Source organism: Intrasporangium sp. DVR (assembly GCF_040365325.1).
Taxonomy (GTDB): domain Bacteria; phylum Actinomycetota; class Actinomycetes; order Actinomycetales; family Dermatophilaceae; genus Intrasporangium.
This window is the reverse complement of record NZ_BAABZW010000001.1, coordinates 196,167-212,017: the sequence shown is the minus strand read 5'-3', so window position 1 is coordinate 212,017 and position 15,851 is coordinate 196,167. Positions and strand designations below refer to the sequence as shown.

Sequence of the window (15,851 nt, the reverse complement as noted above, 5' to 3'; positions counted from 1 at the left end):
CGGTCAGGCGGACGACGATGTGCGGCGAGAACTACGCTTCCGCGATGCCTCTCGCCTGGCGCTTCGGCTCTCGGGGACTCGCTCGTCAGACAGTTCCCGCGGGCTTTCTACCGCTGGCCGCGGGCTGTTCCCGGGGCCCTTTCCCTTCTTCTTGTCGCCGTATCCATAGCCATAGCCATAGCCGTAGCCCGCTGAGCGCTTGGACTGTGCGCCCACGACGACGACTCCGGCCACTGGCACCTGGAACCGGCCGAGCAGCTCAGAGACCCGGTGGCCCGCTACTTCAGTGAGCCGCCCGGAGCGGACCACGAGAAGCACAGTGTCCACGAGGGGCAGGACATCGAAGACGTCGCTGGCCGCGAGCAGCGGAGCGCTGTCGACGAGCACGACGTCCGCGAGTCCCCGTGCCTCGGTCAGCAGACCGCCCATTCGGCTTGCCAAGGATGCGGGGTGCTCCAACCGCGTGCCTGCCGTGATGATCCGGACACCAGGGACATTGGTGGGTCGGATCAGCGACTCGAGTGGCGTGTCGTCGGGTCCGGTCAGGTAGTCCGAGATCCCGGCGCCTTGGGGGACGTCGAAGATGTTGTGGGTGTCGGGCGAACGGAGGTCGCCGTCGAGTACGAGGATCCGTTGTCCGGTCTCGGCGAAACTCGCCGCGAGGTTTGCGACGCTGGTGGTCTTGCCTTCGCGGGGGTGTGCAGAGGTGACGAGGATCAGGCTCGCCGACGCAGCGGGCACCGGTTCCGGATGTGCCGTGGGTCGCCGCTCGTCGCCCTGGACGAGCAGGCTCGATGTGTGGACCAATGCCGTGCGGGCAGCGCGGTACCCGTCTGCATAGGGGCTCAGCGGCTCGTCCGCCACGCCGATGCTCCGGCCGCGTCGGAGGGAGCGACTGATCTTCGGCACTTCGGCGATGATCGGCAGCCTCAGAGCAGCGGCGATCTCAGAACGCGTCCTCAGCCGAGAGTCCACCCGGTCCAGCACAAGCGCTAGGCCCAAGCCGAGGAGCAGGCCTAGACCCGCGGCGAGCGCCGTGCGAGTGGTGCGGTCCGGCGGAATGACGAAGCCGCCACCTGTGGCGTTTGGGATTGGGGTGGCGCGCTGCAGGATGCTCACGTTCGCACGCCCCACGCCAGGCCTGGTCTTCTTGAAGTAGGTGACGGTCTCGTCGGCGAAAGTGTTGGCTATCGAGGCAGCGCGCTCTCCGTTCGCGTCCGTCACCGCCACGGTGAGAGCCCCCGCGGTGAAGTCCGGCGTGACGGTGAGGCTGGCGGCCAGGACCGCGGGGTCACCCGTGTATCCCAACTCGGCAGCGGCTCGCTGCGGGATCTCGCCGGTGGTCAGGTAGAGCGCGATCCTGCCCATCGGGGACTCTGAGTCAGTCTCCGAGCTCGTGACCAGGAGCGTCGCGGTCGCTGTGTAGGAGCTGGCCTTCTGTGACGTGTCAGCGACTGCTGGGGACGTCATCCACATCACTGCAGCCGCTGCCAGGGTCGTGATGGCAATGACGAGCCAGCGTTGACGGAAGACCTTCAGGTACTCGCTGAGCGTCATGCAGTCTCTCCTTGGTGTCGCGGCAATGGCGGCGTCCCCACGGAAAGCATGCGTGAACCTTCCCACGAATGGGCTCTTGACATGGATCGTATCCGACGGTGATTGGTCGGCCTTTGAGTTCAGGCCCAATCCTGCGACGATGCCGGAGTGCTTGCCGACCCCGCCCCGACGTCGAGCGATGCCCGGCTCCGGATCGGGCACCTCACCACCGTGGACATGAGTCTCGCTCTCCTCCTCGGCACAGAACTGGCCGTGGACGTCGAGCAAGGGCATGACGTCTTTGGCCTCAGCGCTCCCGGTCCGTATGTCGAGCGCGTGGAGGCGATCGGGGTGCAGCACATTCCCATTGACGCACTGACACGCACTTGGCAACCCGGCCGCGATGCCCGAGCCTTCGTTGAATTGGTTCGGACGATCCGCAGGCTTGACCTCGATGTCCTCCACACCCACAATCCCAAGACAGGGGTCATGGGTCGCATCGCCGGTCGACTTGTGGGGGTTCCCGTGGTGGTCAACACGTGCCACGGCCTATGGGCCAGACCCGAGGACTCAGTCGCAAAGCGCGCCTTCGTCTATGGGCTCGAGGCTCTCGCCGCGCGCTTCTCCGACTACGAGCTGTTCCAGAACGCCGAGGACGAGGCGACCCTTCGACGCTTCTTGAAACGTGGGAAGCACCGGGTCGTGGGCAACGGTGTCGACCTGACCCGCTTCACGCGGGACCCTGAGGGCCGGCGACGAGTGCGCGCAGAGCTAGGTGTTGACAACAACGAGCTGCTCGTCGGAACCGTAGGCCGTCGCGTCCGAGAGAAGGGTTTGACGGAGTTCGCGCACGCGGCGAGACGACTAGGAGACAAAGCGACCTTCGTCTGGGTCGGGCCAGCCGACGGCGCTGACGCCGACGCAGCAGCTGTCGACAGGAGCGCAGTCCGATTCGTCGATGAACGCACCGACATGCCCGCGGTCTACTCAGCTTTCGACATCTTCGTCCTGGCGTCTCACCGCGAAGGCTTCTCCAGGGCCTCCATGGAAGCCGCAGCCTGTGGCCTTCCCATGGTTCTCACGAACATTCGGGGGTGCAGGGAGATTGGGCGCGATGGCGTCCACCTACTTCTTACGTCCCCTCAAGACGGAGCGGCGCTCCTCCAAGGAGTCGATCGCCTCATCAGTGACGCGTCGCTTCGAACGCGCCTCGCCCATGCGTCGCGCGAACGGGCACTGCGGGAATTCAACCAGCGCGTGGTGGCGCAGGCTTCACTCGATACTTACGCCCGGGTGGCTGCCACGAAGCGGCGCAGCAGGCCAGAGGACCGCCTCACCGTACTGCATGTGCTGCCCACCGATCTCGCCCGCGGCGCCCAAGTGTATGCCGCTCAGCTGCGGGACGCGCTCGCCGACGACCTGGGCCAACGCCACCTCGTTGTCGCCCTGTTTGAGGCCCCGCCGGGGGGTCTGAGGCCGGACGTTCAGCTTCGGGTCTCCTCCGGCATGCTTCGACGGCTGGGCTTCGATCCGCGGTCGGCCTGGGCTTTACGAAGAGCCATACGAGCCGAGCGTGCGAGCCTCGTTGTCGCTCATGGCGGGGAACCCTTGAAGTACGCGGTTGCCGCGTTCGGACGCGTCCCGATTGTGTACTACAAGGTGGGGCTGTCTTCTACGGAGCTCAGCCGAAGATCGCGACAATGGCTCTATCGCGCCCTCGTCAGCCGCGCGGCGCAAGTGGTAGGCGTCTCGCGGGCCATCCTCGATCAGGCGCACGCAGTGCTTGGAGTACCCGAGGCGAAGCTGTCTCTCATCCCGAACGGGCGCGATGAACGCATCTACCACCCGCCTCCGGACGTCGACGATCGTGCGCACCCGCCACTTATGCTGTTCATAGGACAACTGGAGGAGGGGAAGCGCCCTGATCTTTTCCTCGATGTGGTGGACATCCTGCGCGCCAAAGGCATCGAATTTGAGGCCTCAGTGGTTGGCGACGGCCCGTTGCGACCGGCTGTGGAAGGTCGCGCAGGGGCGCTGGGCGTCACCGTGTTGGGCATCCGCAATGACGTGCCCAATCTCCTGCGGCGAGCCAGCGTGCTCGTGATGACGAGCGACCCGGCGACTGAGGGTATGCCCGGCGTGCTCATTGAGGCAGGGCTTAGCGGCGTTCCTGTGGTCACAACGGCCGCAGCAGGTGTCAACGATGTCGTGTCCGACGGCGTTACCGGCTCGGTGGTCGACACCGGACTCGCTGTGGACCTCGCCAGACGTGTCGGCGCTCTCTTGGAGGACGCGCACCTACGGCAGCAACTGGGGGCGAATGCTCGTCGTTGGTGCGAAGAAGAGTTCTCCTTGAGTGCAACGGCCGGTCTCTGGCGGAACCTTGTCTCGAAGGTTGCAAAGCAATCTGGGCGAACGATGGAGGCGGCCACGCACGCTAGATTGGTGAACGTTCCGAATGAGAGATCGAGCTGAGCCTAAATGAGAATGCTTAGGGGTAAGGCCGGCAAGTCATCTACTGGCTCTTCGATTCTTATCGAGCTCGTGTCAAAGTACCGAGCCCGACTAGCGGCCCTCGCCAGCGTCTCGTTCTTGGGAGCCCTCCTCGAGGCGCTGTTCCTGGTAATCATCACCGGGGTGGCAATGGCCTTGGTGGCTCAGAAGGCGACAGTGGGTCCGGTTCTCGGCCACTCGGCATCCGTGAGCGGCGCCCTTGCACTCGCAGCTCTCGTCCTGATCATGCGCCTAGCCCTAAGCCTAGTGGGCGTCTCGGTTTCCGCGACACTGACCGAAACGGTTACCACCGAACAGCGGGAGGTCTTGTCCCACGCGTACCTCCGGGCAAGCTGGGCCGTCCAACAGGCGGAGCCTGCTGGGCGGCTCCAGGAGCTCCTCACTACGTTCGTTCAGCGGGTGAATAGTACGATCTCCACGTTCGCTCAGGCAGTGACAGCCCTGTTGAGCCTGCTGGCCTTCCTGGGTACGGGGCTATTTGTCGACGTTGCGTCGACCGTTGCCGTTTTGGTGGCTCTGGGTCTGGTCGGCGCAATCCTCACCCCGCTCCGCCGACGCATTCGCCGCCGCGCTGAAGCAGCCGCAGCCGCTGGTTTGAGCTTCGCCAACTCCGTTTCCGAGCTCGGGTCGCTAGGGCTTGAGATGCAGGCCTTTGGTGTTCAGGCACGCTTTGCCAAGCGCATCGACCAGCTCACACACGACGCGGCCGACACCCAGCGCAAGGTACAGATTGTGACCGGGTCTCTGGCCCCCGTCTACATGTCGTTGGCTTACGCCGCCATTCTCTCAGGAGTCGCGATCCTGAGTGTGGTGGGGGTCGGTAACCTCACCGTGATCGGCGCCGTAATGCTCCTCATGCTGCGCTCGCTGAGCTACGGGCAACAACTTGCCTCGGCGATAGGCTCCTTGGCCGCCAACGCACCCTTCCTTGATCTCGTCAGACATACTGTTGAGCGATACACCGCATCTCCCGCCCAAGGCGGCGCTCTCACTCCCGCCAGCGTCGCGCCACTCGAGGCTCACGATGTGAGGTTTTCCTACGGCGAGGGGGCATTGGCCCTACGAGATGCCACGTTCCGCTTGAATGGCGGCGAGATCGTAGGCGTGATCGGACCGTCAGGGGCCGGCAAGTCGACCTTGGCTCAGCTACTTCTAGGGCTGAGGAAGCCAACCTCAGGTTCCGTAAGGGTCAATGGTGTCGATCTGCTCGAGGTGGATCGAAACTGGTGGAGCCGGCGGGTCGCATTTGTGGCACAAGAGGCACTTCTCTTCACGGGGACAGTGGCGGAGAATATCCGCTTCTTTCGCGATGGCATCGATCAATCGGCCTTGGTGCGGGCGGCCGGGCAGGCGAACATCTTGTCGGACATCGAGGCCCTTCCGCACGCTTTTGATACCCATATCGGCCAGCGTGGCACGCAACTCTCTGGCGGCCAGCGTCAGCGCCTCTCCATCGCGCGCGCGCTCGCCGGAAGCCCCGAACTTCTTATCCTCGACGAGCCAACCTCGGCACTCGACGGACAGAGTGAAGCCTTAGTCCGGGACACCCTAGCCAGCCTGAAGGGCCGGGTGACTGTTGTGATCATCGCTCATCGAATGTCCACCTTGGATATCTGCGACCGGATAATGGTTATCGAGACGGGACGAATGACCGCATTCGACTCACCCTCCGCACTTCGCGCTCACAGCGAGTTCTATGAGAAGGCCATGGCCATCGCGGGCATCCCGCCGATTCCGAGGAGGCCCTTGTGAGACTGCTGTACGTTATAGACTCCTTAGCGCCCGGCGGCGCCGAAACTTCCTTGGTTGAGATGGCCCCGGGCCTTGTGGAGATGGGCATCGACCTGCACGTCCTGGCCCTCCAGCCGAAGCTTGACCTAGGTACGGCACTGAAGAGTCAGGGCGCAACAGTCTATACCGGGTCGAGGGAGTTGGGACGCATAGGCAATGTGTACATGGTCGCTGATGCCGTTAGGCGGATCGAACCCCACTTGGTGCACACGACGCTTTATGAAGCCGACCTCGCGGGCCGTATCGCCGCACGGCTCAAACATACTCGTGTGTCTACCAGCGTAGTTGGTGACTCTTACGGCGCGGCGCGCAGGAAAGAGATTGGTTCTGAGCGCCTACGCCTCGCCTTGGCGGCGGACCGGCTCACGGCGAGATTCGCTACGCGAATTCATGCTGTCTCCGAGTCCGTTGCCCATAGCATTACACGCGATCTGCGCTTTCCTCAGTCGCGCATCGACGTCATTCCCCGGGGGCGCAATCCTCACAAATACCGATACCGTCCAGTCGGACTCGGTCGGAGAACGCGCAACTCGCTTGCCATCCCGGTACAGGCCCCTGTGATCCTTGCGGTCGGTCGGTTGGAGCCCGCGAAAGGTTTTGAGGTACTAATGCGCTCCTTGACCGGCGTCGCAGCAAGATTTTCCGACTTAGTAGTCTTGCTCGCCGGCAAGGACGGGCAATCCTCGCGGGAGCTGAAGCAGTCCGCATCACACATCAATGCGGACATCAGGTTTCTCGGTCACCGCAATGATGTGAACGCACTCCTGTCTGCGGCCGACGTCCTGTGTTTCCCTTCTCATCGTGAGGGCAGCCCGGGGACAGTAATCGAAGCGATGGCCGCCGGCTGTCACGTGGTGGCCTCCGACATCGAGCCCAATCAAGAAGTGCTGGGACGGGGTCCTGCCTCGGGCGGTCGAACCTTTCGGACAGGTGACCATCAGCACCTCAGCAGCATCCTGATCACTGCGCTGGATGATCCGGGCGGATCACTCCGCATGGCGCAAATGGCTAGAGCCCGTTTCGAGGAGTTTTACACGATCGACGCGATCGCTCGCCGAATGTACGCCTTCTTCGACTCGACGGCGACGGGTCGGCTTGGGACACCCGTCGGCCGAGGTCATGCCCCACACCTGGACACGGCGGCCCCATGAACACACCTGTTGCCTTCAGCGTAATAATCCCCACACAGGGCTCGCGGCAGTCGCTGCGTGCGGCCGTCGAATCGGTCCTCCAGCAGTCCTATCCCCACTTCGAGTTGGTCGTGGTCTCAGATGGCGACGTCCGGAGAACCCGGGAAATGCTCGCGGAGGTTGCGGACCCACGGGTGTGGATCGTTAACCAGGAACCCAAGGGAGTGTCCTCAGCGAGGAACTTGGGGATATCCAAGGCTAGGCACCCTTGGGTGACCTTCTTGGACGACGACGACCTCGCGCGACCGCACTGGTTGGAGAGCTGGGCGTCGGCCATCTCCGACGACTCACTGGCTGTGACGGCTGCGATCTCTTACCGAAGAGAGGGCGATGAGACTGGGTCCCTCCGTGAGTGCCACCTTTCGACGACCGACCCCACAATGGGCGCGAGCACCATCCTCGCCGGCGGGTTTGCGGTTCGGCGGGACTTACTCCTCGCCGTTGGGGGCTACGACGCACGCCTGAGGGTTTCCGAGAACCAGGACCTCGGGCTTCGGCTTTGCGAATATATTTCAGCTACCGGCCTGGAGGGAGCTATCCCAAGGGTCGAGCACGCGGTGGTCGACGTGTTCGTCGAAAATCACTCGCAGCGGGACCATCGTTATGGATCCTCGCACAAAGAGGCTGCCAAACTGCTCCAGGATCGCTATCGCCATCGCCTCACCGCGGACCCCTCGACCAAGGCGTCACTGCTTCGCATCATTGCACGGCACGAGCGCCTTGAACATAGGTACCGTGCCGCATGTCTTGCTGCGCTAGGCGCCTTACGCGTCCAGCCAATGCACTTCGGCAACGTCAAGAGTCTACTCTTGGCACTATTTCCAACTCTCCACAGGCCGGCTATGTGGCTACGCGAGCGCCAGTGGCGTAGTAGATGAAATGTGTTATGTGAAGGGCACACAATGCGACTGAGCGTCATCATCCCGACGTACAACGTAGCCCCCTACGTAGGCCGCAGCATAAGGTCCGTTCTCGCTCAGAGCGGAGATGATACTGAAATCATAGTGGTGGACGACGGTTCCAGCGATGGAACTGCGGCCTTGTGCACGGAGTTGCTCGAGAGCGCACCCAGCATCCCCTCTCGACTCATTACTCAACGCCATGCTGGTGTTAGCGCGGCACGGAACGCGGGCGCGCGCGCTGCAACCGGCGATTACCTTCTCTTTCTCGATGGAGACGATTATGTCTCGCCTCAATTGGTGTCCCAGCTCCGCGGCGTGCTCCAGACCGAAAGTCCGGACATAGTGTGCTGGGGTTTCGACACTGTGACCCCCGACACGATGGTTATTGGACACTATTTCGAACATTTCCGTCCCCCAACAGAGCGGCCGCTGGGTGGCCTCGCGCTGACTCGTCACCTCGTCCGTGGTGATTTCTCGATCTGGATGGGAAGCGCCGCCTTCAGAAGAAGTTTCCTGTCCCGATATACAATCAACTTCACAGAGGGATGTCGAAGCGGAGAAGATCGCGAGTTCATATACAAGGCCGCCTGTCGTTCGGAGGTGACCGTCTTCATTCCCCAGACACTCTCGTTCTACGTCGCTAGGCCTGGGTCCATGACGCGTAGCGGTGACATCCGGCAATTCGATTCTGTACAGGCGCACATCAGAGCTTCGCATTACTTGGCAGCAGCATCGCAGAACGAGGAATCCAACAATTTGGCGGAAAGCATCCTGATTAATAACGCAGTTGGTGGGTACTTTCGTCACCTCGAGAACTGCATGCGGTACGGAGAGCACGCGAATATGAAGGATCTACTCTTGGAGATCGACCGGCGATACCCTGGTCTAAATCAATGCATGCGAAGGATCATGAAACGTCGGGTTCAAAGATCGACCAAGCCTGCACTCGGTACAGCCCTTTTCCTGCTGTCTCCAAGCCTATTCTGGCGCGCCCTGGTCATGCGCCGGCGAAGCGCTGGTGAGGTCCGTGCACTGTGACCCCCGCGCTAGGGACCCGCGCATCACCCCCTAATGAACAGCCCGCGGCACCCCCTTCAACGCATGCGTCCCACGACCACAAAATGTAGCCACTGCGAGTCGGGAAGGACCGTCGGGAGCCACTTCATGTCTTTCAGCATTCTGCGGTTGATTATGCCGCGAACGGGGCGCAGTCTGGGCTTCTGAGAATTCACACCTCGGCACTCGTCCACCTGGAAACCCGCCCCCTCGAACAGTTCGATCATCGTCGCCTTGGTGAAGAATCGCACATGAGTTCGGTCAAGCGTGCCCATCTCGGTGTAGTCCCATCGACCCTTGATGAGTCCCCGCAGCACCTTCCACATCTGAATGCTGGGAATGGCTGCAACCACCCGTCCGCCCGGGTTGAGATGATCCCGAGCGGCGCGCAAGACGTTCCAAGGGTCCAGGACGTGCTCGAGCACATCGAGAAAGATGATCAAGTCATATCGCTCACTCGGCGGCGTCATCGCGTCAGGGAAATACCCAAGAACAACCTCATCGAACCCATGACCCACCCGAGCTTGACGTACGTTCTCTTCCACGGCGTCAATGCCCACAATGCGGGCATGCTCGCCCAGGAGATCCCTCAACGTACGTCCAAAGCCACCGCGACCGCATCCGACGTCGAGGGCGCTCGTGACCCCTGACGGAATCAGAGGGCGCACCTCGGGGCGTGCTTCGTCCCCGTACACCGACTGCTGTGGGGGATGATTCATCCGCGCCCCCCCAGGGTGAGGACGAAGGCCGATGGAGCCCTCCCTTTAGCGAGTGTCGCATGCGGGTTCGTCATTGGAGTTCCTCCTTGAGCACCCGAAGCCGGGCGTGGCCGACTTCCCAATCTGGCTCAAGATAGTTGCCTTCAGCCCATTCATTCCATGATTTCACCCACAGAAGTCGCTCTTCCGGTGGGCGCGCCGCAAGGGTGGCGACGGCCGAGCGAACGTGGGCCCTGAATCGATCGGGTGTCGCGCCGGTCAGGACCACCCCGTTGCGTCCGGATCTAGGAGTATTGTCCCAGTTGGGAATTACACAAGGTTGGACTCTGGCATGATTTGGGTCAGGGCTCTGCTGAGGCGGCTCTTCGGAGTATCGCCGCACCAAGGGATGTTTCAGCAGCTTACGTCGGATCCGGGTCACTAGCTGTAGGCCTCGCTTCTCCGCGTAGGGGAGGCGCTGATGGAATCCGGCGTCGAAGCCATCCTCGATGAAATGGTCGTACCCGTGACCCAGACCGGCCACGAAGTACAGGTCAGGCAGGCCCGCAGCCTTGGCCAATGCCTGCCAGTAGTCGACGAACTGTGAGGCGCTTGGCAGCGCGCCCGGGCGGTACACATAGAAGATGGGTCGACCATGCACTCGGAGATAACGCTCATCCCGAAAGGCACTCAAGAGGGTCCTAAAGTGGGCAGCAGAATCCTCTGGTCCCGGATAGCGCTGCTCAATCAGCACCTTGTCTGCCGCTCCGTGCCAGATCCCAGTCCACGATTCGTTTGCCCATCCCAGGCAGAAACTGAACTTGGGCACCCCGGACGAAAGCACCTCTTGGAAGGGTCGTTCGAGAATTCGACGACCGTCTCCGAACCAGTAATGCCAATAGCAGAAGGCTTCAATACCGTTAGCGCGAGCAAGAGCCGCCTGTTGTTCCCGGACCTCAGGGACGCGTAAGTCGTAGAAGCCGAGGTCCGCAGGCAGATGCGGTTGTGAGTGGCCAGGAAACAATGGGCGAGCACGAGCGACGTTCGTCCACTCCGTGAATCCGGGCCCCCACCACTCGTCATTCTGGGGAATCGTGTGGAATTGCGGTAGGTACAAGGCTATAGCGCGGGCCCTCCAGGAAATAGGTTTGGGTGGCTCCTCAGCACTCGCGGCTGACTTGCTCACAGGAAGTTCAGTCATTGGGACGCACGCTGGTCATGGGCCCCATGAACTCGCTCATCGTTGCCTGGCCGTCCTGGGCTACGCCTCGGCGCATCAAAACGGCGGTTATAGTCCGCCACAGGATCTCAACGTCAAGTGCGAGATCGCGGCGGTCGATGTAGTTCACATCGAGTGCAAGCCTGTCGACCCAGTCGACCGAGTTGCGGCCGGACACCTGGGCCAAGCCGGTTATCCCTGGCCGGACCTCATGTCGCCGGGCCTGCTCCGCGCTGTAGAGCGGCAGGTACTCCACCAACAGCGGCCGAGGCCCCACCAGGCTCATGTCCCCCTTCAGCACGTTCCAGAGGGTCGGCAGCTCGTCGAGGCTGGTCGAGCGCAGGAACTGACCGACCCCCGTCAGCCGCTCAGCGTCGGTCTGGTGCTCCGCATCGGGATGCCGCATCGTCCGGAACTTCACCAGCTCGAAGATCACGCCATCCTTGCCCGGCCGCCGCTGGTGAAACAGCACAGGCGACCCAAGCGCGGCCCGCACGACTCCAGCGACAACCAGCTGCACCGGCGCGGTCACCACCAGCCCCACAGCGCTCACGACGACGTCCATCCCCCGCTTGACCGCGTCGTAGCGGCGGAGCTGCCGCTCCCGGTCAGCCCGCCGCACGGTCCACCTCCAGGAACGACTCGACCACCGAGTGAATCCGGCCAACCTCGGCAGCAGTCAGCGCCGATCCGCTCGGCAGCGACAGGCCCAGCTCAAACAGCCGCTCACTCGTCCCGTTCAGCACCGACCGCGCCCCCGCGAAGATGGGCTGCAGGTGCATCGGCTTCCACAGCGGCCGCGCCTCGATGTTGTCGGCTGCCAGCGCCAGCCGCAGGTCCTCGGCGCTGAACCCAGCCACAGCCGGCTCGACCAGCACCGACGTCAGCCAGAAGTTGTCGCGCGTCTCGCCACCATCGGCTCCGGACGGCTCCCCGAAGACGGTCACGCCAGGCACCCCGGCAAACAGCTCTCGATACGCCAGCCGATGGCCCCGCCGCCGCTCGATCATCTCCGGCAGCCGCGCCAGCTGGGCCCGCCCCAGCGCGGCAAGCAGGTTCGACAGCCGGTAGTTGTAGCCGATGTCCGTGTGCTCGTAGTGCACGACCGGCTGCCGCGCCTGCGTCGCCAGATACCGCGCCCGCTCCGCGATGCCGGCGTCGTCCGTGAGCAGCGCTCCCCCACCGGAGGTCGTCATGACCTTGTTCCCGTTGAACGAGACCGCAGCCGCCAGTCCGTATGCCGCTGAGCTCAGTCCGTCGCGAACGGCCCCCAGCGATTCGGCTGCGTCCGACAGCACCGGCACCCCGTGGTCGTCAGCAGCTGCCGCGATCGAAGCGTGGTCAGCGACTTTGCCGAAGAGGTCGACCGGCACGACCGCCGCGATCCGGCGGTCGCTCCCAGCGGTCTCGGCGAAGGCCTTGTCGAGCAGAGCAGGGTCGAGGTTGCCGGTCTCGTCGCAGTCGACGAAGAGCGGCTCAGCGCCGGTGTACGTGATCGCGTTGGCGGTCGCCGCGAAGGTCATCGTCGACGTCACGACGAGATCTCCGGGGGCGACACCGAGGATGAGCAGCCCGAGGTGCAGCGCGGCCGTCCCCGACGAGAGCGCGACCGCGTGCTGGCGGCCGCAGAACTCGGCCAGCTCGGCCTCGAAGGCGTCGACCTCGGGACCGAGCGGCGCGACCCAGCCGGACCGGATGGCCCGGAGGACCGCCGCCTCCTCCGCCACGGTGATGTCCGGCGACGACAGGTAGATCCGGTCGCTCATAGCCGCAGGTCCGAGTCGGCTTGGTCAAGGACGTACTTCAGGTCGTAGAGCACGTGGCGATCCCTGGCGCCGAACGCCCTGATCCCGGCCGCGCCGAGCTCGACGAACTGCCGGTGCGCCACGGCCACGATGATCGCGTCGTAGGCACCGGGCTCCGGCTCGGGGACGAGGTCGATCCCGTAGTGGCGGCGCGCGTCCTCCGGGTCCGCCCAGGGATCGTGGACATCGACGGAGATCTCGTAGTCAGCGAGCTCGCCGACGATGTCGACGACGCGCGTGTTGCGCAGGTCGGGGGTGTTCTCCTTGAACGTCAGCCCGAGGATCAGCACGCGGGCCCCCCGCACGGACAGGTCCTGCTTCGTCATCCGCTTGACGAGCTGCGAGGCGACGTAGGAGCCCATCGAGTCGTTGAGGCGACGGCCGGCGAGGATGATCTCCGGGTGGTAGCCCACGGACTGCGCCTTGTGCGTCAGGTAGTACGGGTCGACACCGATGCAGTGGCCGCCGACGAGGCCGGGCCGGAAGCCGAGGAAGTTCCATTTCGACCCGGCTGCACGGAGCACGTCCTCGGTGTCGATCCCCAGCCGGTTGAAGAGCACCGCGAGCTCGTTGATCAGGGCGATGTTGACGTCGCGCTGCGTGTTCTCGATGACCTTCGCGGCCTCGGCGACTCGGATCGACGGCGCGCGGTGCGTCCCCGCCGTGATGACGAGCCGGTAGAGGGAGTCGACGAAGTCCGCCACCTCCGGCGTGGAGCCCGAGGTGACCTTGACGATGGTCGGCAGCCGGTGCTCCCGGTCGCCGGGGTTGATCCGCTCGGGGCTGTAGCCGACGAAGAAGTCGCGGTTGAACTTCAGCCCCGAGACCTCCTCGAGCAGGGGGACACAGCGCTCCTCCGTGGCTCCCGGGTAGACGGTCGACTCGTAGATCACGGTGCCACCGGGCTGCAGCGCCCGACCGATGGCCTCGGTCGCGGACAGGACCGGTGAGAGGTCCGGCTGCTTGAACTCGTCGATGGGGGTCGGCGTCGTGACGATGTAGACGTTCGCATCGCGGAGATCGGTCTCGTCGTCGCTGTAGCGCAGCCGCGTCGCCGCGGCCAGCTGGCCGTCCTCGACCTCGAGCGTGTGGTCGTGACCGCCCCGCAGCTCCTTCACCCTGCGCGCGTCGATGTCATATCCGACAACGTCGAGCACCTTGCCGAACTCGACCGCCAGCGGCAGGCCGACGTAACCCAGGCCGACGACGGCAAGGCGGATGTCCTGCGGGAAACGCGGTAGTCCCATCAGTGCCTATTGTCCACGCCGCCAGAACCGGTGGGGCGGGGGTCGACCAGGTCGCCGAGATCGCTCTCGGTCACCCGGTCAGCGAGCAGCGGCACGGGGTCGAGCGGCGGGGCCGAGACACGGGTGATGAGCGAGTGGCTCGTCGGCCGTCCCTGCTCTGCCGCGCTGAGCAGCACCTCGTGCAGCTTCTCGCCCTGGCGCAGGCCCGTGAAGGTGATGTCGATCGAGCGCTCGGACTCGTCGATGAGGCGACGAGCGACGTCGACGATCCGCACCGGCTGGCCCATGTCGAGGACGAGCACGTCGCCCGCGGCACCGATCGCACCGGCCTGCAGCACGAGCTCGCACGCCTCGGGGATCGTCATGAAGTAGCGCGTCACGTCAGGGTGGGTCACGGTCACGGGACCGCCCCGGTCGATCTGGGCACGGAAGGTCTCCAGCACGGAGCCGCGGGAGCCGAGGACGTTGCCGAAGCGCACGGACAGGAAGGACCGCCCGGTCTCGTCGCCGAACCACGCGGTGAGCCGCTCGGCCAGCCGCTTGGTCTGCCCGAGCACGCTCGTCGCGTCGGCGGCCTTGTCGGTGGAGACGTTGACGAAGTGCTCGACGCCGATGTCCACGGCGCACTGCAGGACGTTGAGGGTCCCGAGGACGTTGGTCTTCCAGCCCTCCTCGGGGAACCGCTCGAGCATCGGCAGGTGCTTGAGCGCCGCGGCGTGGAAGACGACCTCGGGGCGGTGCCGGTCGAAGACGTCGCAGAGCGCGTCCGCGTCCCGGATGTCGCACAGGACGATGGTGTCGTCGTCGAGCAGGCCCGACCCGTCGATGGTCAGCTGCACCGCGTGGAGCGCCGACTCGTCCCGGTCGAGCAGGACGAGGGAGGCCGGCCCCAGGGCGTGCACCTGACGCGCCAGCTCCGAGCCGATGGACCCGCCGGCGCCGGTGATGAGCACGACCTTGCCGGTGACGTAGCCGGAGATCTGGGCGGCGCTCGTCTCGATCTCGCGGCGGCCGAGCAGGTCGCTCACGTTGAACTCGCGCAGCTTGTCGAGCTCGACCCGCCCACCGATCATCTCGCGGACCGGGGGCACGACGACGAGGCTCAGCCCGGCCTCGGTGCAGCGGTCGGAGAGGTCTTGGAGCAGCTGTGGCGACGCATGCGTGATCGCGACGATGACGACCTCGGCCCCGGTCGCCTCGGCCACCTGAAGGAGGTCGGCCCCACGGCCCATGACGCGCCGGCCGCTGACCCGCAGGAACCGCTTGCGGGGGTCGTCGTCCAGGAAGCCGACGATGGCGTAGGGAGGGTGGTCGTCGAGGTCGACGAGGTGGGCCACCTGGTGCCCCGCCTCACCCGCGCCGTAGACGAGCGCCGGGACCGACGACTCCTGGTCCCGGTTGCGGCGAGTGCTGCCGGTCGCGGTGCGGAACGCCCAGCGGCCCGCACCCATGATGACGAACGCCAAGGCCGGGACCGTGATCACGAGTGACCGCGAGAAGACCGGCTGGGAGATGAAGTACCAGCCGCCCAGGACCACGCTGATGCCGGCGACGATGAGGGCCGACAGGCTCACCTCGTCGAAGCTGCCGAGCCGGCTCCGGCCGCGGTAGAGATGGAAGTGGTAGCCGGCCACGATCTGCAGCACGATGGCCAGCACGACGTACGTCAGGGCGGCCTGCCAGACGCGAGCGGGCAGGACCATCGCGAAGCGCACCACGATGAACGCGAACAGGGCGATGACCCACGCCATCGCGTCCCAGGCGATGACGAGCCATCGCCTGTCATTGAAAATTGAGATTGACACCCCTGGAACCCCTACCACCCCGAACACCCAATGCCTCCCCCAGGCAACCCACAAGCATGGTATGTCGGGGTGCCGACAAAGGCACCCG

General features: G+C 64.4%; 12 protein-coding genes. 5 read left to right on the top strand and 7 right to left on the bottom strand.

Annotation, left to right across the window (positions count from 1 at the left end; translation table 11 throughout):
- Positions 1–3 precede the first annotated feature (3 nt).
- Entirely contained in the window at positions 4–1,557 is a 1,554-nt protein-coding gene (locus ABWV20_RS01025) for a nucleotide-binding protein (RefSeq protein WP_353352887.1), read from the bottom strand.
- Positions 1,558–1,704: 147 nt separating this feature from the next.
- Between ABWV20_RS01025 and ABWV20_RS01020 the strand changes: the two genes are divergently transcribed.
- The 5 genes from ABWV20_RS01020 to ABWV20_RS01000 are packed head-to-tail and all read left to right on the top strand — an operon-like array spanning position 1,705 to position 8,971.
- Positions 1,705–4,011, top strand: a complete 2,307-nt coding sequence (locus ABWV20_RS01020; RefSeq protein ID WP_353352886.1) for a glycosyltransferase — start codon at positions 1,705–1,707, stop codon at positions 4,009–4,011.
- Between the two features lie 6 nt (positions 4,012–4,017).
- Entirely contained in the window at positions 4,018–5,802 is a 1,785-nt protein-coding gene (locus ABWV20_RS01015; protein ID WP_353352885.1) for an ABC transporter ATP-binding protein, read from the top strand.
- The gene (locus tag ABWV20_RS01010; RefSeq protein WP_353352884.1) at positions 5,799–6,992 is read left to right on the top strand and encodes a glycosyltransferase; all 1,194 of its coding nucleotides are present in this window, start codon (positions 5,799–5,801) and stop codon (positions 6,990–6,992) included. The genes ABWV20_RS01015 and ABWV20_RS01010 overlap by 4 nt, the downstream gene beginning before the upstream one ends.
- Positions 6,989–7,909, top strand: a complete 921-nt coding sequence (locus ABWV20_RS01005) for a glycosyltransferase family 2 protein (RefSeq protein WP_353352883.1) — start codon at positions 6,989–6,991, stop codon at positions 7,907–7,909. Before ABWV20_RS01010 ends, ABWV20_RS01005 begins: the two co-directional genes overlap by 4 nt.
- Positions 7,910–7,933: 24 nt before the next feature.
- The gene (locus tag ABWV20_RS01000; RefSeq protein ID WP_353352882.1) at positions 7,934–8,971 is read left to right on the top strand and encodes a glycosyltransferase family 2 protein; all 1,038 of its coding nucleotides are present in this window, start codon (positions 7,934–7,936) and stop codon (positions 8,969–8,971) included.
- 56 nt (positions 8,972–9,027) lie between these two features.
- Here the strand turns inward: ABWV20_RS01000 and ABWV20_RS00995 are convergent, their stop codons facing one another.
- The 6 genes from ABWV20_RS00995 to ABWV20_RS00970 all read right to left on the bottom strand — a co-directional run bounded on the left by ABWV20_RS00995 (position 9,028) and on the right by ABWV20_RS00970 (position 15,763).
- A complete protein-coding gene (locus ABWV20_RS00995; protein ID WP_353352881.1) occupies positions 9,028–9,708 on the bottom strand; it encodes a class I SAM-dependent methyltransferase in 681 nt (226 codons plus the stop codon).
- A 70-nt stretch (positions 9,709–9,778) separates the two neighbouring features.
- On the bottom strand, positions 9,779–10,888 hold the full coding sequence (locus tag ABWV20_RS00990) for a glycosyltransferase WbsX family protein (protein ID WP_353352880.1): 1,110 nt from the start codon (positions 10,886–10,888) through the stop codon (positions 9,779–9,781).
- Positions 10,881–11,528, bottom strand: coding sequence for a sugar transferase (locus ABWV20_RS00985; protein WP_353352879.1), 648 nt, complete (start codon positions 11,526–11,528; stop codon positions 10,881–10,883). Before ABWV20_RS00985 ends, ABWV20_RS00990 begins: the two co-directional genes overlap by 8 nt.
- A complete protein-coding gene (locus tag ABWV20_RS00980; protein WP_353352878.1) occupies positions 11,515–12,672 on the bottom strand; it encodes a DegT/DnrJ/EryC1/StrS family aminotransferase in 1,158 nt (385 codons plus the stop codon). Before ABWV20_RS00980 ends, ABWV20_RS00985 begins: the two co-directional genes overlap by 14 nt.
- Complete coding sequence (tviB, locus tag ABWV20_RS00975; protein ID WP_353352877.1) at positions 12,669–13,958, bottom strand: Vi polysaccharide biosynthesis UDP-N-acetylglucosamine C-6 dehydrogenase TviB; 1,290 nt, start codon at positions 13,956–13,958, stop codon at positions 12,669–12,671. The genes ABWV20_RS00980 and tviB overlap by 4 nt, the downstream gene beginning before the upstream one ends.
- The gene (locus tag ABWV20_RS00970) at positions 13,958–15,763 is read right to left on the bottom strand and encodes a polysaccharide biosynthesis protein (RefSeq protein WP_353352876.1); all 1,806 of its coding nucleotides are present in this window, start codon (positions 15,761–15,763) and stop codon (positions 13,958–13,960) included. The genes tviB and ABWV20_RS00970 overlap by 1 nt, the downstream gene beginning before the upstream one ends.
- Positions 15,764–15,851 lie beyond the last annotated feature (88 nt).

Bases quoted from the DNA above. Each gene is read 5' to 3' on its own strand.
- ABWV20_RS01025 (WP_353352887.1), bottom strand. From the start codon at position 1,557: ATGACGCTCAGCGAGTACCTGAAGGTCTTCCGTCAACGCTGGCTCGTC.
- ABWV20_RS01015 (WP_353352885.1), top strand. From the start codon at position 4,018: ATGAGAATGCTTAGGGGTAAGGCCGGCAAGTCATCTACTGGCTCTTCG.
- ABWV20_RS00990 (WP_353352880.1), bottom strand. From the start codon at position 10,888: ATGACTGAACTTCCTGTGAGCAAGTCAGCCGCGAGTGCTGAGGAGCCA.
- ABWV20_RS00995 (WP_353352881.1), bottom strand. From the start codon at position 9,708: ATGAATCATCCCCCACAGCAGTCGGTGTACGGGGACGAAGCACGCCCC.
- ABWV20_RS01005 (WP_353352883.1), top strand. From the start codon at position 6,989: ATGAACACACCTGTTGCCTTCAGCGTAATAATCCCCACACAGGGCTCG.
- ABWV20_RS01000 (WP_353352882.1), top strand. From the start codon at position 7,934: ATGCGACTGAGCGTCATCATCCCGACGTACAACGTAGCCCCCTACGTA.
- tviB (WP_353352877.1), bottom strand. From the start codon at position 13,958: ATGGGACTACCGCGTTTCCCGCAGGACATCCGCCTTGCCGTCGTCGGC.
- ABWV20_RS00980 (WP_353352878.1), bottom strand. From the start codon at position 12,672: ATGAGCGACCGGATCTACCTGTCGTCGCCGGACATCACCGTGGCGGAG.